Origin of the sequence: Nocardia sp. NPDC004604 (assembly GCF_040609795.1) — a bacterium.
Taxonomy (GTDB): domain Bacteria; phylum Actinomycetota; class Actinomycetes; order Mycobacteriales; family Mycobacteriaceae; genus Nocardia.
Genome location: NZ_JBEXLC010000109.1, coordinates 1 through 21,135, shown reverse-complemented (window position 1 = coordinate 21,135; position 21,135 = coordinate 1). Strand labels below are relative to the sequence as shown.

Sequence of the window (21,135 nt, the reverse complement as noted above, 5' to 3'; positions counted from 1 at the left end):
CGATCAGGGGGACATCGGCGGGGTGTTTCCGCAGTGCTCGGGCCAGGTCAGGTGGCCAGCGCCGTAGAGTGCCCGGCATTCGCCGCGGCGCAGTTTGCCGCTGGTGGTCTTGGGGATCCGGCCCGGCTGTACCAGGACGATGTCGCCGGGAGTCACCTCGTGTGCGGTCGCGATGGCATTGCGGATCCGGCGGGCCAATGCGGCCACCTCCGCTGATCCGGCCGCCGGATCGACGAGTTCGGCGACCACCACCAGATCCTCGCGGCGACCGTCATCGTGTCCGAATGCGGTCACATGCCCGGCCCGCACCTCGGGCGCGCAGTCGGCCACGGTGGTCTCGATATCGGCCGGATAGTGGTTGCGGCCGTCGATGACGATGAGATCCTTGAGTCGGCCCGCGATATAGAGTTGGCCCTCGTACCAGAAGCCGAGATCGCCGGTGCGCAGCCAGGATTCGTGGCTGCCGAACAGCGTGGCGCCGAAACTCGCCGCGGTCGCGTCCGGATTGTTGTAGTACCCGGCGCAGACATTGGGGCCGCAGACCCAGATTTCGCCGACCGTGCCCGTCGCCACCTCGATCCGCTCGGTCGGCTCCACCACTGCGACCTGCTGACCAGCGGGAATGCCGCAGCCGACGAGCGGTATACCGGTGCGCGCGGGTTGTGCGGTGCCCTGCGCCAAGGCCACCCGATCGAAGCGGTGCGAGACGGGCTCATCGAGCGCACCGCAGATGGTGACCGGAAGTGTGGCCTCGGCCAGACCGAATCCCGGAGTGTGGGCGTGATGCCGGAAGCCATTGGCGGCGAAGGTTTCGGTGAAGGCGGTCAGCACATCGGCTCGGATCGGTTCCGCGCCGTTGATCAGCGCGTCGAGTGCGGATAGGTCCAAATCGGCGCGTTCCTCGGCGGTGGTGGCCGAGACTGCGAGGGTCAAGCCGAAATTGGGGCCGCCGGTGGTACCGGCGCGATAGTCGCTGAGTGCGCGCAGCCAGCGGATGGGGCGTTTGACGAATTCGGCGGGCGCCATTGTCACGCCGGGTACGCCCGCGTAGAGCGGTAGCGAAAGGGCCAGCACCAGACCCATATCGTGGAAGAACGGCAACCAGGACACGATCGGTTTGGTCCGTACCGCGGGTACCGCCGTCCACAATTGATCCAGTGCCGCGGCGAGATTCGCGTGCGTCACCTCGACTCCGGCCGGGGCCTTGGTCGAGCCGGAGGTGTACTGCAGGTAGGCCGGATCCGTTCGGATGGCATCGACAATCGGGTCGGCTGATGCGGTGGCATCCGGCTCGACCTCCAGCACCCGACCCACTGCTCGCCCGAAGATATCGCCGGTAGTGGTGTCGGCGGCCGAGATCAGGCTGAGGGCTGGGCGGGCATCGGCGAGTACCCCGTCGAGCCGGGACCGATTTCTGCCTCCGGTGGGTGGGAACAGCGGTACGGCAATGCGATTGCTGTACAGGCAAGCGAGAAAGGCGACGGCATAGTCGATTCCGTGGGCGCAGAGGATTGCCACTCGGTCGCCGGGATCGCTGTTCGCCCTGAGTCTTTGGGCTAGAGCACCCGCTGCGGCGTGCAGTTGCCGGTAGGTCAGCGTGATCGGCTCGCAGTGCTGTCCGTGATAGCGCAACTCGGTATACGCGGAGCTGTCGGGCTTTGTCCGTGCCCATTCGGCGATTCGGGCGGCCAGTGCGTTGCGGGGCGGTGTGGTGTGCGGCGAAGTCACGGCAGGTCAGCGGATTTCGCGGCGATACGTTCGGCCAGTGCGGCACCGAGCGCGGTGATTGTGGGGTGTTGGAACAGTTCGGCGGTGGAGATCCGGATATTGAGCCGGGATTCGAGGTGGCGGCGCATCTGTATGCCGAGCAGGGAACTCAGGCCCAATTCATTGAAATCGGCTTCGGGATCGAGATGTTCGGAGGTCAGATCGAGGGTGGCGGCCAGCACGGTGCGGATGGTTGTGGTGAGCGGTTCGACCGGATGGTGTTGCGGGGGTGCGGGATTCGTCGATGCCGGTGTCGTCGGCTGATCGGTGAGCAGGTTGCGCAGGCGGATGGCGACCGGAGTCGAATCCGTCGTCGGTACGTAATCGACCGCGAGCAGGTACGGCTGGTCGTAGTGCATTGTCTGAGCGAACAATTCGGTGCCGCGCGGGATATCGAATGCCGAGATTCCAGCGCGTCGCAAATGTGCCGCGCCACCCGCGGCCGCGGCGAGTCCCGAATCCCAGATTCCCCAGCCGATGCTCAGCACGCGCCGACCCGGATATGCGTGGGCGAGTGCGTCCATCGCGGCATTGGCACTGGCGTACGCGGCCTGACCCGGCGCGCCGAATGTGCCGGTGGCCGAGGAGAACAGCAGGACGAAGTCGGTCGGATCGGTGGCGGTGAGTTCGATGAGGTTGCCAGCGGCAATCAGTTTCGGCGCGAACATCCGGGCGAGCTGACCTGCGGTGACGGCTTCGAATGCGGCATCCTCGAGTGCTCCCGCGGCGTGGATGATGCCACGGATGGTGGATCCGCATTCCCGGACATCATCGAGGGCGTTGGCGAGATCGCTGCGGTCGGCGGCGTCGCAGCGCATCACGACGATTCGATCCTCGAGTCCGTCCAAGAGCGCGGGCACCGGGCGGGGCGCGCGGGTGAGCACCACCACGTCATGGGCACCGGCATCGAGCAGCCAGCGCACCACGACCGAACCGAGCGCACCCAGGCCACCGGTGACCACGTAGGTGCCATTGGGGTCGATGGATATCGGGGTGGCCGAGCGAGGGCGGGCGGGTACGAAACGGCGTGCGGCGACGGCACCGCCGGTGATGCGGAGTTCATCGGGAAGCACAGGCGCGGTGGATGCCGCCGTGGCCGCGTGGACGATGAGGTCGCATAAGCGGGGCACCGCGGTTTCCGCCGCATCGGTCCACAGCAGCCGCACCTCGCGGCCGGATTCGAGCTGCATCGAGCGAACCAGTCCGGCCACGGCCATCGGCGCGGTGCCCGGCGATGTCGGCCCGAGCTGGCGGTTTGCCGACGATGCTGGGTGGTCGTCGAGCGGGTGGTCGGAACCGTCATGCGGGAGCACGATCGTCACAGATGCGGTGGCATCTTCGGATTGGACGCGTTGCAGCAGATCGAGTGTGCGCGCGGTGGTGGTCACGATGCTGTTCGTGTGTCCGTCACGGTCGGATTCGGGGGGCGCGCCGAATCCGGCGGGCCAGACCACGATCACCGCGGTGCGGGCGGAGCCGGTGCGGGCGGCGAGGACGGCGGAGACGATCGGACCGGCGGCATCCGGTTCGCGGGCGACTCGTTCGGTGGGCAGTGTGCGGTCGAGCGCCCTGGCCAGCCGGACCGCAAGCGGGGATTCGCCGATCACCAGGGCGTGCTGCGGGTCAGGGTGGCGCTGGACTCGGTCACCGTTGCCATCGGACGAATCCTGGATCTCGAACGGTATCCACGCTTCGTGGCGGAAAGGGCCGACGTGTGTGGTGGATTCGGGCCGCAGCGGCAAGGTTGCGAAACGGATCTGCACACCCGACAGTGCGAGCACCGGAACCCCGTGCTGATCGGTGCCGATGATGTCGCCGGTCAGTCCATGGGGCGATCGATCACGAACGAACGCGTGGGCTTCCAGCAGCACCAGCTCCGGTTCGGCGGAAAGCCAGGCGGATTCGATGCCGATCGGCAGTGGGACGGCATTGTCGGGCAGGTGGTCGTGGCCCGCGGCGGCGAGCAGGTGCAGGCAGCCGTCCAGGATCGCCGAGCGGTGCGGTGATGCGCCGTCGTGGGGTGCGGCGGCGAATGAGCCCACTGCACAATCGGGACCGGTCTCGATGCCGCGCAGCGTACAGAAGCCCGGACCGTATTCGAGGTGATGTGCGCGCAACGAGTCGTAGAAATCGGCGGGCGCGAGCATCCGCATCCTTCTGCGCGCGGCTCGATTTGCGTCGACAACCCGCATCCATGCGACGATATCCCCGGGTGTGGGGTCACCGGCCAGCCGTGCCGAAGCCAGCGTCCCGGCGCCTGTGACCGCCGCCTGTAGCTTTCCACCACCGGTGTTCCGGTAGGTGACCGCCGACAGCGCCGCCAGCTCGGTTCGCTCGTGCACCATGAAATCAGCGATCGCGGTCGATATATGCCCGGCGCGAGCCAGCTCGAGCAACCTCCGCAGCCAGAAGACCGCCGGGACCGTCGGTACACCCTGCACCACATGATCGTCGAGATCGTCGGCAGGGAACTCGGATTCGGCGAGGACCACGTCGGATGCGCTCACACCGCTGGCAGCTCGCTGGTCTGCGACACGGATACCGGCGGTACCCGAGTCGCCAACGGTGCGATGGTCGATATCTGTAGCAATACCGTGCCTGAGACTTGCAGTGGTGCTGCCGTTGATCCCGAGGCTGTTGTTGATCCGCGGGCCAGCGGTGGTGCCGTCGTCGACACCAGTGGCCGAAGCGATGCCGTCGTAGACACGGGGGCCGTTTGTGGTGCTGTGGTTGGATCCGGCGCTGGAAGTGGTGCCGTCGTTGGTACTGCGGCCGAATGTCGTGCCGCTGTTGACGCTGGGGTTGTTTGCGGTGCTGTGGTTGGATCCGGCGCCGGAGGTGGTTCCGTCGTTGGTGTCGTGGCCGAATGTCGTGCCGCTGATACCAGGGCTGTTTGCGTTGCTGTGGTTGGAACCAGCGCCCACAGTGGTGCCGCTGTTGACACTGGGACCGGAAGTGATGCCGTCGTAGACACCGGGGTCGTTAGCGGTGCTGTGGTTGGTATCGGCGCTGGAAGTGGATCCGCTGTTGGTGTCGCGACCGAATGTCGTGCCGCTGACACCAGGGCCGTTTGCGTTGCTGTGGTTGGAACCAGCATCCGAAGTGGTGCCGCTGTTGACACTGGGGGCGGAAGTGGTGCCGTCGTCGATGCCGCGGCCCGAGGTTGCGCCGCCGTTGATACCGGATCCGCTGGCGGTGCTGTGGTTGGTATCGGTGCTGGTAGAGGTGCCCCCGTTGACACCGGGACCGATTGCGGTGCCCCGGTATCCAGCAGCCCTGGCATCGAGTGTGGTGACCAGCGGGAACTGGCGTTTGACCCACTGTCGCTGGGGCGGTGCCGCCGTGAATGGTCCGCTCGCGGCCCAGTTCACCTGCCGGCCTTCGAGGTACAGTTCGGCGACGCAGGTCAGGAAGGCTGCGGCCTCGTCGTCACGGTTGGTGACCGCATGGGCCGCATCGGCGAAATCGGGGTATTCCCGAATCGCGGGTATCAGCACGGGATGTGGGGCGATTTCCAGTACCGATGTGAAACCGTCCTGCGCGGCTTGTTCCAGTGCTGCGGCCAGTTCAACGGTCCCCGAGGCATTTTCGGCCCAGTAGTCGGCATCCATCGCGGCCGTGGTGATGGTTTCGCCTGGGCGCGCCGTGGAGTAGACCGGCACGGATGGCACCCGCGCGGTGAGTGCGGCGAGCGCGTCGACGAATTCCGGAAGTAGCGCGCCGACCTGTGGACTGTGTGCGGCGAAGTCGACGGCGATGCGCTGCGCGAACATCTTTCGCCGCCCGGCGCGCCGGATCAGCGCGTCGATATAGCGCGGCGCACCGGAGATCACCACCGAACGCGGGCCATTGATCGCCGCGATCGCGACGGTCGCATGCAGCGGCTCCACCAGCCGCGCCGCCTCATCCGGTGTCGCCTCCAGCAGCGCCATGGCGCCGTGTCCATCGAGCCGCGCCAGAATCCGGCTGCGCTGCACCGCGACGCGCGCCGCGTCCGCAAGCGATAGCGCACCACTCACGGCCGCACCGGCGACCTCACCGAGACTGTGCCCGACCACCGCATCCGCCTCGATGCCCCATGCGGCGAGCAGTTCGGCCAGTGCCACCTGAAATGCGAAGATCGCCGGTTGCACGAGTTCCGTGGCGCCGGTGCCATTGCTCGCCGCCGCACTGCCGAGCGCGAATCCATTGCGCGGCGTCCACACCCGTGCTCCGCCCGCCGCGACAATCGCATCCGTGGCGTCGGTCAGCGCCTTTGCGAACACCGGATAGCGAGCCGCCAGTGCCCGTCCCATTCTGGCGTGCTGACCGCCCTGCCCGGAGAACAGGAACAGCATCCCACCCCGTCGCCGCACCGAACTCGTGCCGATCACTCCCGCACCGGAGGCGCCGTCCGCGAGTGCGCGCAACTGAGTCGCCGCGCCGCCGCGATCGTGGGCGAGAATCGCGGCGCGAGCGAGTTCGGGTATCAGTCGCGATGTGGCAGAGGCGAATTGCCGAAGGATGTCGGTATCGCCCTGCCCTGTGTCAATAGCGCTGGCATCGGAGTCCGCGCCGAGGTGCGCGTCGGCACCATCGAGCAACTCGGCCCACTGCTGTGCCCGCTTCCGCAGTTCCGCGATATCGCGGCCGGTAACCGGAATCAGCACGGGCGGTTCATAACCCCGATACCGCTCGGGTTCGATCCCGCGCAACACCACATGCGCATTCGTCCCACCGAATCCGAATGAGCTGACCCCGGCGCACCGCGCACCCACCGGCGTCGCGGTCCAGTCGATCGGCTCGGTCGGCACCCGCAGACCCTGCTCGGCAAGCCGCAATAGCGGATTCTCGGTGTGGAAGTTGATGGTCGGGGCGATCACACCGTGCCGGATCGACAGCGCCGCCTTGACCATTCCGGTGACACCGGCCGCCGCCTCCAGATGGCCGATATTGGATTTGATCGAGCCGATCCAGGTCGGCTCGGCGCCGTCCCCGACCACGGCCGCGAGTGCGCCGACCTCCACCGCATCACCCAAAGGCGTTCCAGTGCCGTGGCATTCGATGTATCCGCTATCGCGCGGTTCGAGTCCGGCCCTGGCCCATGCGGTCCGAATGGTGTCCTGCTGGGCGCGACCATTCGGCGCGTACAGACCATTGGATCGCCCGTCCGACCCGACCGCCGCGCCGAGGATTTCCGCGTACACCCGCTGCCCGTCCCGCAACGCATCGGCGGTGCGCCGCAGCACCACCACGGTGCAACCGTCACTGCGGGAATACCCGTCCGCCGCGGCGTCGAATGGTTTACTGCGCCCGTCCGGCGCGAGGAATCCACTGTCGGCCAGGTACCCGGAGGTATGCGGCAGCAGCGTGAGCTGCACCCCGCCGACGATCGCGAAGGGCACCGCGTCATCGGCGAGCAGACGCATCGCGAGATCCACCGCCGCCAGCGAGGACGAGCACGCGCTGTCCACCACCAGACTCGGTCCGTGCAGGTCGAGGACATAGGAGAGCCGGTTGGCGATAATGCTGAGCGCCGAACCGGTCACCGCGTACGGCGCATCGTGCCCGCCCCGGCCGAGCACCGCGATGCCGTGATCGAAGGCGCAGGCGCCGAATACCACCGCGGCACCGGAACCCCTGATGCGGTAGCCGATTCCGGCATCGTCGATGGCCTCCACCGCGACCTCGAGTGCCAGCCGCTGCTGCGGATCCATCAGCGCGGCCTCCCGGCCGGAGATGGCGAACCAGTCGTTATCGAACGCGTCGATATCCGGGAGGTATCCGGCGCGGCGCAGGCCGAGCCGCCCGGGCGGTGGTGCGCCGGTGGCATCCCGGCCCGCCAGCAGCATGCGCCAGAATTCGGTCACCCCGGCCGCGCCGGGCACCCGGCAGCCGATTCCCACGATCGATACCGGCGGATAGGGCTGGATGGAAGTGGGCTGGCCTTTCTGATCTGTGGGCGGGGTAGTCATCGCATCGCGAGATGCTCGACAAGCTGCTCGATATCCGGGTGGTCGTATAGGGCGGTAAGCGAAACCTCGACGCCCATGGCATCTTCCAGATGTGCCGTCAGCCGGGCCAGCTGCAGTGAGCTGAGGCCGAGATCGCTGAACGGCGCGCTGGTGGACACCGTGGCGGCGGCGACATCCAGTAGGTCGGCGACGGCGGTGACAGCAGCGGTCAGTAGCGCCGCGCGCCGCGGGACAACACTGTGCCCGCGCGGAAGACCAAGCCCCATCCGTCCTCCTACCCCTTGCCCCGAGGGCTGGGTGCCCCCGCGCCGTACCCCCTGCGATTATGCCGTAGAAATCGACGCGAGCAAGACCTCTCCGTCGACCAGGACAGGCGGGTGAAGTGTCCGGATTTGTCCGGAATCGCCCTGGCTGCCTGGTTCTTTCGCCGATCGCGGTGATCGCTTACGGTGACACCGTGCCCGAATCAGGAACCGAGCGGACGCCGACCCTGCCCACCGTGCTGCGCTGCTGCGCCGCACTGGCGGCCACCCCGGCGCGGTTGCTGCGCCCGCGTCGCCCCGATACCGCACTGCTGGCCGGACTCGATCCGGTGCCACTGCCGCAGACCAAGGCGACCGTCGGACTCACCGTACTGATGCAGGCCCGCATGGCCGTACCGACCACGATCGTCGCGGAGGGCGTGCGCAGCCTGCGTGAACTGCCGCTGACCATGGCCGCGTATCTGATCGAGCATCCGAAGGCGCGATTCCTGGTCGACCCCGCCCTGTGCTCGGATGTGCACGCTCGCGTCGTGCCGGAGCTGCCGTTTCCGATTCCGCTGCTGGTCGCTCCGGATAAGCCGGTACTCGGCCTGTCCGATGCACTCGCCGCCCGCGATATCGCCGTCGAGGCCATCGATTTCGTGCTCCCGACCCATCTGCACTGGGATCACATTTCCGGTCTGCTGGAACTGCCGGATGCGGTGACCATCCGACTGCCCGCCGCCGAACGCGCATGGGCGCTCGACGGTCCGCATGCTCCGGTGGGCGTTGCCCCGGGGCCGCTGCGCGGGCGCACCTTCGACACCTTCGAACTCGACGGTCCGCCGGTGCTCACCTTCCCGCACAGCCTCGACCTGTTCGGCGACGGTTCGGTGCTGCTCGTCGACCTCGCCGGACATACCCCGGGCAGTATCGGCGTACTGCTCGCGGTAGACGACGGCACCCGGGTGCTGCTCGCGGGCGATGCGGTATGGCACCGGATGCAGGTGGAGCTGATCCGCGAGAAGGCCCCCATGCCCGGCCTGCTGTTCGACGCCGACCGGGATGCAACATTCACCACGATCCACCGGCTGCACGCACTGCCCGACGGCATCGACATCGTCGCGGCCCATGACTACGCGGCGGTCGAAGCGCTGGCCGCGCGTTAGCCGATGGTCGCGGTCACCCCTCGATGGACTGCGACGGCTGAATAGCCGCTAGGCGATGACCGTTTCGGCGAGCCGGGCGGTGATCAGTTCCGCCGCCTCGGACACCATCCGGTCGATGAGTTCCGCGCAGGACGGAATGTCGTGGATCAAGCCCTGCGCCAGGCCCGCGGACCAGATGCCCGCGTCGAGATCGCCCTCATCGAAGACGCGGCGCCCGCGCGCACCCGCGACCAGATCCCGCACATCCTCGAAAGTGCCACCGGCCTTTTCGATTTCGACGACCTTGCGGCTGATCTCGTTATCCGCGACGCGCGCGGTATTGCGCATGGTCCGGAAGATCAGCTGGGTGTCTAGTTCGGAATTGACGACGATCTGCTCCTTGACCTTCTGATCGATCGCCGACTCCTGGGTGCACAGGAAGCGCGTGCCCATATTGACGCCGTCGGCACCGAGGGCGAGCGCGGCGACCAGACCGCGGGCATCGGCGATACCGCCGGAGGCGATCATCGGAATATCGAGGACCCGCGCGGCGGCCGGAATCAGGATCAGGCCGGGAATATCGTCCTCGCCCGGATGTCCCGCGCATTCGAAGCCATCGATGCTGACGCCGTCCACGCCGATCTTCTGCGCCTTCAACGCATGCCGCACGCTGGTGCACTTGTGCAGCACCTTGATTCCGGCCTCCCGGTAGTACGGCAGGAAGGGCTCCGGATTGCTGCCCGCGGTTTCCACGATCTTGACGCCGCTGTCGATGATCGCCTGCACGTATTCGGCATACGGCGGCGGGTTGATCGACGGCAGGATCGTGACATTGACGCCGAACGGCTTATCGGTCAGCTCCCTGGTGCGCGCGATCTCCTTGCGCAGGTCATCGGGGGTGGGCTGGGTCAGCGCGGTGATGAAGCCGAGGCCGCCCGCATTGGCAACGGCCGCAACGAGTCCGGCCCGGCCGACATGCATCATGCCGCCCTGCACGATCGGGTGTTCGACGCCGAACATCTCGGTGAACCTGGTACGAAGCACTGCGCTTCTCCTCTGCGTCGCGGGGCGCGCCAGTCCGCCCTTACGCAGTGATGGTGACACGGGAATCACCCGTTGTTCAACTTGTAAGTAAGCCAGAATTCGCATCGTCATCCGCCATAGGCGGAATCTGACGGTCCGGGTATGGCTGCGATAACCGGAGAATATGCAGTTAGAAGGCATTTTCGATTCTCGGACCTCACGCCGAGGCAATTAACGTCGATTCATATCTTGATATCTTGCTCGCGGAATAAGTTAGTTGTTATTCTGCTGACAGTTCAGCCCGTCGACACTGTCGGATAGACCGGCGCACGTTCGGCGGTCCGAGAGGAGTTCGTGGCATGACCACCGGTGCACAGGCGCTCGACGAGCCGCTGCGGTCGCGGCGCAACCACTGGAACAACCAGATCGCGTCGCATGCGCAGATGCGTCCGGACGCGGTCGCCGTGCGGTTCCGTGGTGTGGACACCACCTGGCGGCAGCTGCACGAGCGTTCGCTGAAGTTCGCCGACGCACTCGCCCGGCGCGGCATCGGCTTCGGTGATCGGGTGCTGATCCTGGCGTTGAACTATCCCGAGTACCTCGAGGCCGTCTTCGGCATCAACGCACTCGGCGCCATCGCGGTCCCGGTGAACTTCCGGCTCACCCCGCCCGAGGTCGCCTATATCGTCAGCGATTCCGGCGCGAAGGCGATCGTCACCGACACCATGCTGCAGCCGTTGGCCACGGCCGTTCAGGGGCAGGCGCCCGAACTGGCGACCTGCATCGTGATCGGCGGCCAGAGCGCCGACGGCGTATTCGGCTACGACGATGTGCTGGCCGAGGGCGGCACAACGCATGCGCCGCTCGACATCCCCGAGGACACCCCCGCACTGATCATGTACACCTCGGGCACCACCGGCAGCCCGAAGGGTGCGGTGCTCTCGCACGCGAATATGAATGCCCAGGCGCTGACCTGTATTCGGGCCTTGGATCTGGGACCCGATGCGATCGGCTTCTGCACCTCGCCGCTGTTCCACATTGCCGGAATCGGTAGCCTCGCACCGTATTTCCTGCTCGGCGCCAAGACCGTCCTGCATCCGCTCGGCGCATTCGATCCCACCGAATTCCTCGACGCCGTCGAGCGCGAGCAGGCGACCGCTGCGTTCTGTGTGCCCGCGCAGTGGCAGATGATCTGCGAGGAGCCGACGGTCGAACAGCGCAAGCTCGCGCTGAAGGTGCTCAGCTGGGGTGCCGCCCCCGCCTCCGATACTGTGCTGCGCGCCATGGCCGACTGCTTTCCGGACGCGGTCAATGTCGCGGTCTTCGGTCAGACCGAGATGTCGCCCATCACCTGTGTGCTGGAGGGCAAGGACGCGATCCGCAAGCTCGGCTCGGTCGGCAAGCCCATCCCGACCATCCAGGCCCGCGTCGTCGACGATGAGATGAACGATGTCGCCCCCGGTGCGATCGGCGAAATCGTCTACCGCGGACCGACTCTCATGCAGGGCTATTGGAATAAGCCGGAGGCGACCGCCGATGCCTTCGCCGGTGGCTGGTTCCACTCCGGCGACCTGGTCCGCGCGGATGAGGAGGGCTTCCTCTGGGTGGTGGACCGCAAGAAGGACATGATCATCTCCGGCGGCGAGAACATCTACTGCGCCGAGGTGGAGAATGCGCTCTTCGCACATCCGAAGATCCGCGAGGCCGCCGTGGTGGGCCGGGCGCACGAGAAGTGGGGCGAGGTGCCGGTTGCCGTTGTCGCCCTGGTCGATCCGGATGCCGAGCTCACCCTCGACGAGCTGACGCCGTTCCTCAACGAGAATCTGGCGCGCTACAAGCACCCCAAGGATCTGGTGATCGTGCCCGAACTGCCGCGCAATGCCAGCGGCAAGGTCGTGAAAGTGCAGCTGCGCAGGGACTATTCGTCCTGAGTGCGGAAATCGGGGTGTGAGGTCCAGACTCGAGAAAAGTCACGTTAAGCGGTTTCGCTATGACTGAACAGGGCGGCCGGGCCGTGCTCTACCGCGGATAATTCGCGGAGTCACCTGCCCACCAGGGTGCCGTTCGCCCAGCTCGGCAACGTTGCTACTGTCGGTGCTATCCCATATCTGACCTGCTCGTATTCCCCCGGCAATCACGGATGTGAGGGTGCTCGGCGGGCTCGGATAGCGGCGTAGGTGGACCAGTCCGCAGCGAGGAGCGAGGCACGTTCCGCGGCGAATTTCGGGTTGCAGCCGACGAGGTCGGCGAGGACGGGCGCAGGGATCTCCCGCAGCAGTTCGTTGAAGGCCGCGACCCGGCCGGCGCCGGTAACGCCGAGTCGGCGAAGCCGTTCCCGGAGCCTGGCGGTGCTGATCGGGCGGTTCGGCCGTTGGCCAGGGAGCATCCATGGTGACGTCAGGTTGGCTGCGGTGCCCATGTTGCGACGCTGGGCAGTCAGATCGGTGATGAGACAGCCCAGGGGCTCTGGCATCGGCAGGTCTTCTTCGGCGATCCGCAGGAACACCTGACCGCTGTCGGTCGTCACGTCGTCCAGCCTGATTTGAGCGATGCGGGTGGCGGGCATGTCATAGAGCAGGACCAGGAGGCCCACCACGCGGTCGATCGGGGGCAAGGTGTCGTCGGTGAACAGTTTGCGGACCAGCGCGATCCGCTCCGGCTGGGGCTGCGCGGTCGGAGCGACGCCCCTGGGCTGGTTGGGAATTCGCAACTTCGGGCAGAGCCTTCGCCGGATCGCGAAGGTCATGAAGATCCGGGCCAGAAGGCGGGTCGTCGGGCCGTCGGCAAACCAATCGTCAATGTCGTGCTGTGTGCATTCGGCCAAGAGGGTTCCTCGTGCTCTCAGCCAGTTCAGAAAATCCAACGCGGCCCTTGATTGCTGGCGGGCGGTCGAGAAGGCCGAGGCGCGAACGGCGCCGTTGTCGAGTTGCTGCAGGATCCGGTGGCGGTGGTGCCACCGAATGTAGGTGGCGAGGGCCTGGCGGTCGTCGGTGACCGACCACGGCATCACGGTCAGCACGCTGCGCCGTTTCGGGCCGCTGCCCTTGCCGAACCTGATGTAGCAGACACCGAAGTCGCCGAACTCCGTCGCCTTGGGGTTGCGACCGAAATCGTGGACCTCCAACCGCACCAGTTCCCGGCGACGAAGCCCAAAAGCATAGGCGGTCTTCAACATTGCCGCGTCGCGGAACGCTGCCACCGCGCCCTTGCGCCCGTTGCGGCGGATCTCCTCCACCATCTCGTCCGCCGCATCGAACAGCAGCTGCAACTCCTGCCGGGTCAACGCCCGCCGCTGCGGGCGTCCCTCGACGTCGAGGATGTGCTTGGCGCTGTTCCAGTCGTGGCTGATCTGGATCGGGTGAGTGCCGAATCGCTTCTCGCACTCGACATCCCACCCATAGAACGGCTCACACACGTAGCCAAGGAACGAGCGGATCGCCAACTGATAGGCCCGCACCGTCGACAACGCCAGCCCGCGCACGGCACGTAGATCGGTCGACCACTCCTCGAGATGCTGCGGCGTCCACTGCCATGGGAACTCACCGGAGTGATCCTGGAACCGCCGTAACAGATCCAACCGGGCGTCGACGGTGCCAAAGGCCAGGTTCCGGCTCAGCTGCTGCTGCCGCCACCCTTCCAGCATCGCCTCGAACACCTACACGTCCGGACGTAGCAACGGCACCCCGGCCGCCACGACGCGATGGGCCGCGCCGGCGACCTCCAACCTTCGCGATCCCGCCACCCAACACCCTCAACATCCACTGAATGATTCCTTCATCAGATGAAAGAGGGGTTGAAAAGCGGCTGATCGCAGCCCTGGCCCCGTCACCTCCCGGGTCGTCAGACCAAGTCGGAATCTGGCGAATCCCCGCAGCTCAGAGCCTGGATCTGTTGGCGCAGAGAATCATTCATCAAATGAAATACGGGCCAGAGCGCAGATAGTGGGCTCTTACCTGCGGTTACTCGTTACCGTGACTCTTCTCGAGTCTGGACCCCACGGGCCGCTGCGGTGAAGGTCACGCTTCCGACGATGACTGCGCCGCCGGTCTCCAGGAGGAGCAGCCCCAGGGGCGAGTGTTCGGTGACATCGCCGAGCAGGGACCAGATCGCGCCGCGCAGGGCCACCGTGGCCGGTACTGCTAGCGCGGCGGCCGTGGAGGCGGCGCGGACTGCGCGATGTATCCGGTTCGGTCGCGGGGCCGGGGCTATGAAGATGAGGACGTGGTTGCCGAGCATTGCCATCCCGAAGAATCCGCTGGTGGCGGTGACTATTGCGAAGACGATCAGCAGCGGGTCGGTCCACCCCTCGCCGATGGCTTGCGTGGCTGTGACTGCTGCCCCTGCGGACACGGCCGCCGCCGCGAGGACGGCGATGTCGTGACGGCGGGTGAACGTCGCGACCGAGCTGTAGTGGGAGGGGCGGACAATGGCCCGGCCGCCGGTGAGCAATGCGGCCAGAGGTTCGATGTCGTCGAGCCAATCACCATCGTGCGCTCGCTCGGATACTGGCAATCGCAGCGCTTTTCGCTGCAGCATCAGCCCGGCGGCGGTGACGGCCGTGAGGACTGTGAGTGCGGTGATCAGCACCGGCGTGGTCGTCGCAGTCCAAGCCGTGCGATCGGCGTCGACCGCGACCGCGATCCAGTCCGTCGTCGCAGTCATCGCCACGAGCCCCGTACTCGCGGCTGCGGTCCGTGCCAGCTGTGCGACGCGGAAGGCTGGTTGTGGTTGACCGTTGCGCCACAACAGCATTCGCAGTGCCATCAGCAACAGCACTGCTGGTACCACGAATTCGGTGAACGACACCACCACGTCATACGGGTCGTCTTGCCACGGGCTCGCCGCCCGCACGGTCTTGGCCTGCGTCGTGGTCCATGCGAAGGCGACGAACCCGGCTCCTGCCACGAAAGAGGCCATCAGCGCCGCACCCGTGACACCCCGGACCTGGCTGCCGACCGATACCACCTGTTCATCCGCCACCGCTACCGCTCCTTTCTGACCTGCCGAGCCGATCAATCACGTGCATAGTACGCGCTGCGTACTACGTGGCGCGAGCTACGCAATGTGTACTAGTCTGCAAGGAAGGGGTCGAACGAGGAGGTCCTGATGCTCGCCAACGACGCACAGGTACTGGTGTTGTGCGCGCTTGCCGAGGGGCCGTTGCACGGCTACGCGATCAATGCCGCGATCGAGCACTTGGTCGGTGAGCGGCTGGCGGCCGGCAGCCTGTACGGCGCGCTGGCACGGCTCGAAGCCAAAGGGTTGATCGAAGCTGTCGATGGTGTCGGGCGGCAGCGCCCGGTTCGCCTGACCCCGCAGGGCGCCGCGTTGCTGGAACGGGAACTGCGTGCCATGGCCGAGGTGTCGAGGACCGGATTGCGGCGTCTGGGGGTGAGCCCGGCGTGACCAGCTGTACGCAAATCCTCGTGCGGTTGTTGTATCCGCGGCCCTACCTCGACCGGTGGGGTGAGGACCTGTGCGACGCCGCGCGTTCGGAAGGGTGGCGATCCTGGCCGAATCTGGTGGCGAGCGCGGCCGCCATCTGGCTGCAACCAGCGATCTGGCCGCCTCGTCACCGCGGGCAGCGCACCGCCCGCGCGACCGCGATGGTCCTCGCGGTCGCGGGCTGCGGATGGTTCATCGCGAATCTCCTTACCGAGGACGCCGGCCCCGTCCTCAGGCAGGTGCTGCGGGGCTGTGCGGCGGCCCTGCTGGTGGGGTGCGGGCTGGTGACACCGCTGCCACACCTGAACCGGACCGCGCTAGCCGCGGCGGTTCGGCGGTCCACGCGATATTTCGCTGTTCCGGTGGTCCTGGTCGCGACGGTGGTGATCATCGTGCATGGCAGTGTGCTGCCCCGGATTCCGCCGGTGCCGATCCGGCTGGCTGTCGTGTCGTTGTGGTGGATCGGTTGGCTGCTGGCCGTCGGCGCAGGTTCACGAGTCCTGGCTAACCTCGGCCCCGACACCGTCATCGCACCGAGTCGCTGGCGAGCCGGCGCCGGTGGCGTGGTCCTGGCCGCGGTCGCCGTGGTCACCGGCGCGGTCTTGCTGATCTTCTCTTTCTCCGGTGCCCGATTCGATCCGTTCGCAGCCGGCTGCGGTGCACTCACGCTGGTGTTCGGGGTCGCGGGAACCGCAGCACTCTGCGAGCTCCCATCTCTCGCAGATGACTAGCGTTCGAGTTCCACGCGGGACAACGCACCGAAACGCCCGTAGTCGGGCCCACCCACATCAGTCACGCCGACATGAAATCACCAGCACAACAACAGGATTCACCCTGTCTGCTCAGCGTGACTTTCCTCCCAGATGCTCCTCAACCCCCAAATCGTGGACAGTGGCGGCACGGTGCGTCAAGATCGCCCCATGGCGATTCCACGTATTCGCGCTGCGGTCCTCGCCCTGCACTGGCAGGTGAATGTGATTCGGCCCGAGGGATTCTTCGGACCGATGCTGGCCGCGCCGGTCGCGGCGAGCGGGGTGGTGCCGCGCGCGGTGCGCTTGCACGCGGCAGCGGCCGAACGTGGGCTGCCGGTGGCATTCCTGCGCTTCACCATTCCCGTCGGCGAGGGTGGGCTGGTACGCAACACCGGATTCATGCGTTCGGTGGCGGCGGCGCAGACCGACTTTCGGCCGGAGTCGCCGGGGACACAGCTCATCCCGGAGATGGCCGAGCAGCCGACCGCGGTCTTCGACAATCAGAAGCTGTCGGGTTGGCGGACTGTCCGCTGCCCGAATGGCTCGATGAGCAGGGCATCGACACGCTGTTCCTGACCGGTGTCGCGACCAATCTGGTGGTCGAGCAAACCGCCAGGCACGCAACCGATCTCGGCTTCACCGTGCATCCGGTCTCGGACTGCGTCGCCGCGGTGAACCCCGAAACGCACACCGGATCGCTGGCGAATCTCGAATTGACCACCGCCGGTTGCCGCACCGCCGACCAGGTACTGGATCTGATCGGTTCGCACTGACCGGTTCCGGGATGGGCCCGCGACCGAGACGGCGATCGGTCTGGTTATCGGCCCGCGTGCCAACTGATTCCGTTCAGCCGAAGGCCGCCTTGCCGCCCGTGGGAAGATGGCCTTCCGTGGCTGACGGGTCGGCCGGTCGCCGGACCCGGCGTTCGAGGCCGGGGCCGACCAGATCCGTGAGCCGCTGGTAGGTCTCGGCGGCGGGCAGCGGTGGATCGGCGTCCGCGATCGAGCCGAGCAGGCCGACGACGCCCCAGGACAGGAAGGTCACCGTCACGGCGAATTCGTCGTCGTCCATATCCAGTCGGCCCGCGAGCTGTTCGGTGAGAATCTCTTCCACCATCCGACGGGTCGAGCGCAACAGCACACCGGTCGCCCTTCGCCCCAATAGCGCCCGGTAGACCTCGGGATTCGCCGAGGCCAGGCGGAATAGCGTGTACAGCGGCGCGAGCGGTGTCGAACCATGCGGGACCTGCGGGTCGTATGCCGCCGACCCAGCATCCGCGACCGCCGCGCGCAGGTACTCGGTACTGCTGACCAGCAGCAGATCGTCCTTGTCGCGGAAGTGCGCGTAGAACGTGGAGCGTCCGACATCGGCGCGATTCAGGATGTCCTGCAGGGTGATCCGGTCGTAGCCGCATTCGATCATCAGCTCGATCAAGGCTCGATGGAGCAGATTCTTGGTGCGCCGAACCCGGCGATCGGTGCTGCCGGTCATCTCGTCCTCACGTTCCCGTACAGATGGTGCGAATCCGTCCCGAACAGAACATATCTCGCTTTTTGCTTCTGGTCGTTCCGGGTATCGAGTCCGATTATGGACACATGACCGGAAACAGACAACAGTCCACTGCCGCACATGCTGACCCGAAATCCGAGATCGGCATTCTGATCACCAAACCGCGTGGCTATCTCGTGGTGAAATCGGCCTTCCTGCTCGGCCGGGTCGGCGCACTGAACGCTCAACTTGTCGAGCTGACCGGTGCCGCCGCGGGCGAGCGGGCCGTGGATATCGGTTGCGGCCCGGGTCAACTCGTCCGAGCTCTGGCGCTGCGAGTCGGTCCGTCCGGCCACGTGCTCGGCATCGACCCGTCGGCGGAGATGATCGACTATGCGACCGCCCGCACCGCGGCCCGGCCCAACTGCCGATTTGAGGTGGGCACGGCACAGTCGCTGGATCTGCCTGACGCCTCGGTCGATGTGGTGACCTCGACCTTCGTCATGCATCACATTCCGGAGGCCAAGCGTGCCGCAGCCCTGGCACAGATGTTCCGCGTACTCCGTCCCGGCGGCAGACTGCTGCTCGCCGATACCCATCCGACCGGACTGGTGCTGCCCGCGATGGTCCGGCTCATGTCGCGATTCGCGGCACGGCGCACCGACGACCCGCATGCGGCCGGACACCAGGCGGATCCGCTATCCGCCATCGATATCCGCCGCTATCGGGAAGCGTTGCGGGAAGCCGGATTCGGAACGGTCGATTTCACCGCGATCGCGCCGACGACCGGTGTCCTGGTGGCGACCAAGAACGGCTAGATCATGTCCTTCGCGGTCATCCAGCGCATGGTGAACCAGCCGCAGAACACCGGCAGCCAGCAGGTGAGCACGCGGTAGAGCAGCACCGAAGGCACCGCGATGGACGCGGGCAGACCGAAGGCCGCCAGACCACCGATCAACGCCGCCTCGACGGCGCCGACGCCGCCGGGGGTCGGGGCGGCCGAGGCCAAGGTGCCGCCGATCATCGTGACGATGGTGACGGTAATGAACGATGCGCCGCCACCGAACGCCTCCACGCTGGCCCACAGCGCGAGCGCCTGGCCGATCGTGATGGCACCGCAGCCGAGCACGATCACCGAGAAGCGCTTGGGATCCCGGGCCAGATCGCCGAGTTCGCCGAGCACCTCCTGCAACTGCGGGCGCACCGAATTGCTCAGCCAGCGGCGCAGTTTCGGCACGAACATGAAGGTGCCGATAATGCCGACACCCACACCGGCCGCCAGATAGAGCACGGTGGCGTCGGGCACGAAATGCGAAAGATTCGCCGAGGTGCCCGCCGCCACGCTGAACAGGATCAACAAGCTGATGTGGGTGATCACCTGCACCGCCTGCTGCAGTGCGACCGCGGCGGTGGCCCGCACCGCGCCGAGTCCGCCCTTCTGCAGGAACCGCACGCTCAGCGCCAGACCGCCGACCCGGGCCGGCGTCGTGGTCGCGGCAAAGGTATTGGCGATCTGCATGATCACCAGATTGCGGAAGCTGACCAGCCGTGACGCACAGGCCCACAGTGCCGCCGCCGCACCGACATACGTCAGCGCGGAAACCGCCAAGCCGAGCAGCGCCCACCACCAGTTGGCGGTGCGCAGCTGGGAGAAGAAGGTCGGCACCGCGCTGATGAACGGATACGCGACGTAGACGAGTCCGATCAGCAGCACCAGCTGGATGATCTGGTTGCGGCTGAACCGGGTGATCTGCTCGGCCTCGATCTTGTCCTGACCGGTCTGCTTGCGCACCTCGTCGCGGGCCGAGGCGACCACATCGGCCCAGTCCGGAATCGACTTCTTGATCCCGGTGGGCATGGCGGACTTGGTGAGTCGGCTCGCCGCGGTCAGCACGGTCTGCTCGCCGAGGGTTTCGATGGCGGTGCGCACCGCAGCTTCCTTGCCGAAGACCGCCGAGGTCGACACCAGCAGCTGTGCGACATCGGATTGGCGTTGCTTATCCGAGGCGCCGAATTCCGCGTTGACGAAGCCGCCGAACAGGGTGTCGCCGTTTTCGATTCGGATCTCGACCGGCCGCAGATCACCGTGCGAGATCTGGCCGCAGTGCAGCTTGGCCAGCGATTTCCATACGCCGGTGAGCACCTCGTCGGAGTGCTCGTCGAGCGGCGTACCCCGGGGCATAGTGTGCGCGTACAGCATCCAGCCGCGTTCCAGCGCCGCCACGGCGACCTGCTCCGTGGCGGCCAGACCCAGTTCACCGGCCGCAATGGCCATCAGCGCGCGATGTTCGACGGCGCGATGCATGGAACCGTGCAGCGCCGCCGTTTCGCTGGTGCGGAAGGTGAGCCAGCGCCACAGCTGGCGCAGCGCGCCGAAGCTGCGCTGGTTCTTGCCGTACATCTCGACGGTCAACTCGCGCTCCGGACCGTCGATGGCGGCGGCGAGCACCAGCGGACCGCGCCCGGCCGGATGCACCACGGTGAACGCGGTAACGGTATGTCCGCGCCCGGCCAGCACCCGGACCGCCGCGTCCAGCGGCACCTCCAGCGCCGGTGTGCCGACCACCAGCACGATGATCGCGCCGACCAACCAGCCGACCGCGAGTCCGAACATGGCCCGCGCCGGCACCACCGTGCTGACCACCAGATGGATCGGCGCGAAGGCCAGCAGCAGGAACCACAGCCAGCGCCGCGGCCGGGTGGGCAGCCAGGGACTGGAGACGGTGAGCACCGCCGCCAGCATCGCGATCCAGCGCGGATCGTCGAGGAACTGCGATAGGAAGGTATCGAGCCGGTCCGGCACCTGCAGATGCCATTGCGGCGCGGACAATCCCGTGCCGGTGATCGATAGCAGCAGACCGGCGACCAATCCGGCCGCGGCATAGCCGGCGAGCAGCTTCCACTGCCTGCTGATGATCAACTCGATGAGAATCGCGAACGGCAGCGCCAGAATCGCCATGCCATAGACCAGATACACCAGATTGGACTGGTCCGGATTGAGGAAGCCGACGATATTCGAGACCGACCGTTCCAGCGCCAGCCATTCCGGCCGGGTGATCAGCGAGGCGGCCACCACAACGCCGACCCACAGGGCCGCGAGCACCACGCGGATGATGTCACTGGTCCGCCGCCTCAGCGGTTGTAGCAGGCTCCCCGTGACCGGGATGTCCCGCCCATCGACTCGCATCTCGTGGGTCCTTCGCCTCTCCGCGTCTGTGGCCGGTCGTCGGGGTGTCGATAAACGTACCGTTGCGGGCCGACGGTTTAGGGTCTGCGGGGACGATACACACCGCGCCGTTTTCGCCGACCTACCGGC

Annotated in this window: 15 protein-coding genes; 7 read left to right on the top strand and 8 right to left on the bottom strand. The window is 66.6% G+C overall.

Going from position 1 to position 21,135, the window contains the following annotated elements; all coding sequences use genetic code 11:
• Positions 1-3 precede the first annotated feature (3 nt).
• From ABZW16_RS31340 to ABZW16_RS31330, 3 genes are read right to left on the bottom strand one after another with little or no spacing between them, the layout of a single operon-like run.
• Positions 4-1,728: a fatty acyl-AMP ligase gene (locus ABZW16_RS31340; protein WP_354959698.1), complete on the bottom strand. Its 1,725-nt coding sequence runs from the start codon at positions 1,726-1,728 to the stop codon at positions 4-6.
• A complete protein-coding gene (locus tag ABZW16_RS31335) occupies positions 1,725-7,721 on the bottom strand; it encodes an SDR family NAD(P)-dependent oxidoreductase (RefSeq protein WP_354959697.1) in 5,997 nt (1,998 codons plus the stop codon). The genes ABZW16_RS31340 and ABZW16_RS31335 overlap by 4 nt, the downstream gene beginning before the upstream one ends.
• The gene (locus ABZW16_RS31330; protein WP_354959696.1) at positions 7,718-7,987 is read right to left on the bottom strand and encodes an acyl carrier protein; all 270 of its coding nucleotides are present in this window, start codon (positions 7,985-7,987) and stop codon (positions 7,718-7,720) included. The genes ABZW16_RS31335 and ABZW16_RS31330 overlap by 4 nt, the downstream gene beginning before the upstream one ends.
• A gap of 191 nt (positions 7,988-8,178) precedes the next feature.
• Here ABZW16_RS31330 and ABZW16_RS31325 point away from each other — a divergent pair, with 191 nt between their 5' ends.
• Complete coding sequence (locus tag ABZW16_RS31325; RefSeq protein WP_354959695.1) at positions 8,179-9,132, top strand: MBL fold metallo-hydrolase; 954 nt, start codon at positions 8,179-8,181, stop codon at positions 9,130-9,132.
• 48 nt (positions 9,133-9,180) lie between these two features.
• On the opposite strand, the gene ABZW16_RS31320 is transcribed toward ABZW16_RS31325, so the two are convergent.
• Complete coding sequence (locus ABZW16_RS31320; RefSeq protein ID WP_354959694.1) at positions 9,181-10,155, bottom strand: nitronate monooxygenase family protein; 975 nt, start codon at positions 10,153-10,155, stop codon at positions 9,181-9,183.
• 338 nt (positions 10,156-10,493) lie between these two features.
• Between ABZW16_RS31320 and fadD5 the strand changes: the two genes are divergently transcribed.
• Positions 10,494-12,065, top strand: coding sequence for a fatty-acid--CoA ligase FadD5 (gene fadD5 / locus ABZW16_RS31315; protein WP_354959693.1), 1,572 nt, complete (start codon positions 10,494-10,496; stop codon positions 12,063-12,065).
• 203 nt (positions 12,066-12,268) lie between these two features.
• Here fadD5 and ABZW16_RS31310 read toward each other — a convergent pair whose 3' ends face one another.
• Positions 12,269-13,789 (bottom strand): hypothetical protein, encoded by a 1,521-nt coding sequence (locus ABZW16_RS31310; RefSeq protein WP_354959692.1) that lies wholly within the window; start codon positions 13,787-13,789, stop codon positions 12,269-12,271.
• A gap of 311 nt (positions 13,790-14,100) precedes the next feature.
• Positions 14,101-15,114 carry a hypothetical protein gene (locus tag ABZW16_RS31305; RefSeq protein ID WP_354959691.1) on the bottom strand — a complete coding sequence of 338 codons (1,014 nt, stop codon included), beginning with the start codon at positions 15,112-15,114 and terminating at the stop codon, positions 14,101-14,103.
• 126 nt (positions 15,115-15,240) lie between these two features.
• Between ABZW16_RS31305 and ABZW16_RS31300 the strand changes: the two genes are divergently transcribed.
• The 4 genes from ABZW16_RS31300 to ABZW16_RS31285 all read left to right on the top strand — a co-directional run bounded on the left by ABZW16_RS31300 (position 15,241) and on the right by ABZW16_RS31285 (position 17,104).
• The gene (locus ABZW16_RS31300; protein WP_354959690.1) at positions 15,241-15,540 is read left to right on the top strand and encodes a PadR family transcriptional regulator; all 300 of its coding nucleotides are present in this window, start codon (positions 15,241-15,243) and stop codon (positions 15,538-15,540) included.
• The gene (locus ABZW16_RS31295; protein ID WP_354959689.1) at positions 15,537-16,310 is read left to right on the top strand and encodes a hypothetical protein; all 774 of its coding nucleotides are present in this window, start codon (positions 15,537-15,539) and stop codon (positions 16,308-16,310) included. Before ABZW16_RS31300 ends, ABZW16_RS31295 begins: the two co-directional genes overlap by 4 nt.
• A 189-nt stretch (positions 16,311-16,499) precedes the next feature.
• On the top strand, positions 16,500-16,907 hold the full coding sequence (locus tag ABZW16_RS31290; protein ID WP_354959688.1) for an isochorismatase family protein: 408 nt from the start codon (positions 16,500-16,502) through the stop codon (positions 16,905-16,907).
• Positions 16,847-17,104, top strand: coding sequence for an isochorismatase family protein (locus ABZW16_RS31285; protein ID WP_354959687.1), 258 nt, complete (start codon positions 16,847-16,849; stop codon positions 17,102-17,104). The genes ABZW16_RS31290 and ABZW16_RS31285 overlap by 61 nt, the downstream gene beginning before the upstream one ends.
• 73 nt (positions 17,105-17,177) lie before the next feature.
• On the opposite strand, the gene ABZW16_RS31280 is transcribed toward ABZW16_RS31285, so the two are convergent.
• A complete protein-coding gene (locus tag ABZW16_RS31280; protein WP_354959686.1) occupies positions 17,178-17,822 on the bottom strand; it encodes a TetR/AcrR family transcriptional regulator in 645 nt (214 codons plus the stop codon).
• Between the two features lie 104 nt (positions 17,823-17,926).
• Between ABZW16_RS31280 and ABZW16_RS31275 the strand changes: the two genes are divergently transcribed.
• On the top strand, positions 17,927-18,637 hold the full coding sequence (locus ABZW16_RS31275; RefSeq protein WP_354959685.1) for a methyltransferase domain-containing protein: 711 nt from the start codon (positions 17,927-17,929) through the stop codon (positions 18,635-18,637).
• Here ABZW16_RS31275 and ABZW16_RS31270 read toward each other — a convergent pair.
• On the bottom strand, positions 18,634-21,006 hold the full coding sequence (locus tag ABZW16_RS31270; protein ID WP_354959684.1) for a lysylphosphatidylglycerol synthase transmembrane domain-containing protein: 2,373 nt from the start codon (positions 21,004-21,006) through the stop codon (positions 18,634-18,636). The two genes, ABZW16_RS31275 and ABZW16_RS31270, sit on opposite strands and share 4 nt — an antisense overlap.
• Positions 21,007-21,135: the final 129 nt, after the last annotated feature.

What these genes read in the sequence shown, in the direction of transcription:
- ABZW16_RS31290 (WP_354959688.1), top strand. Translation starts at nt 16,500, where the DNA reads ATGGCGATTCCACGTATTCGCGCTGCGGTCCTCGCCCTGCACTGGCAG.
- ABZW16_RS31280 (WP_354959686.1), bottom strand. Translation starts at nt 17,822, where the DNA reads ATGACCGGCAGCACCGATCGCCGGGTTCGGCGCACCAAGAATCTGCTC.
- ABZW16_RS31270 (WP_354959684.1), bottom strand. Translation starts at nt 21,006, where the DNA reads ATGCGAGTCGATGGGCGGGACATCCCGGTCACGGGGAGCCTGCTACAA.
- ABZW16_RS31330 (WP_354959696.1), bottom strand. Translation starts at nt 7,987, where the DNA reads ATGGGGCTTGGTCTTCCGCGCGGGCACAGTGTTGTCCCGCGGCGCGCG.
- ABZW16_RS31275 (WP_354959685.1), top strand. Translation starts at nt 17,927, where the DNA reads ATGACCGGAAACAGACAACAGTCCACTGCCGCACATGCTGACCCGAAA.
- ABZW16_RS31300 (WP_354959690.1), top strand. Translation starts at nt 15,241, where the DNA reads ATGCTCGCCAACGACGCACAGGTACTGGTGTTGTGCGCGCTTGCCGAG.
- ABZW16_RS31335 (WP_354959697.1), bottom strand. Translation starts at nt 7,721, where the DNA reads ATGACTACCCCGCCCACAGATCAGAAAGGCCAGCCCACTTCCATCCAG.
- fadD5 (WP_354959693.1), top strand. Translation starts at nt 10,494, where the DNA reads ATGACCACCGGTGCACAGGCGCTCGACGAGCCGCTGCGGTCGCGGCGC.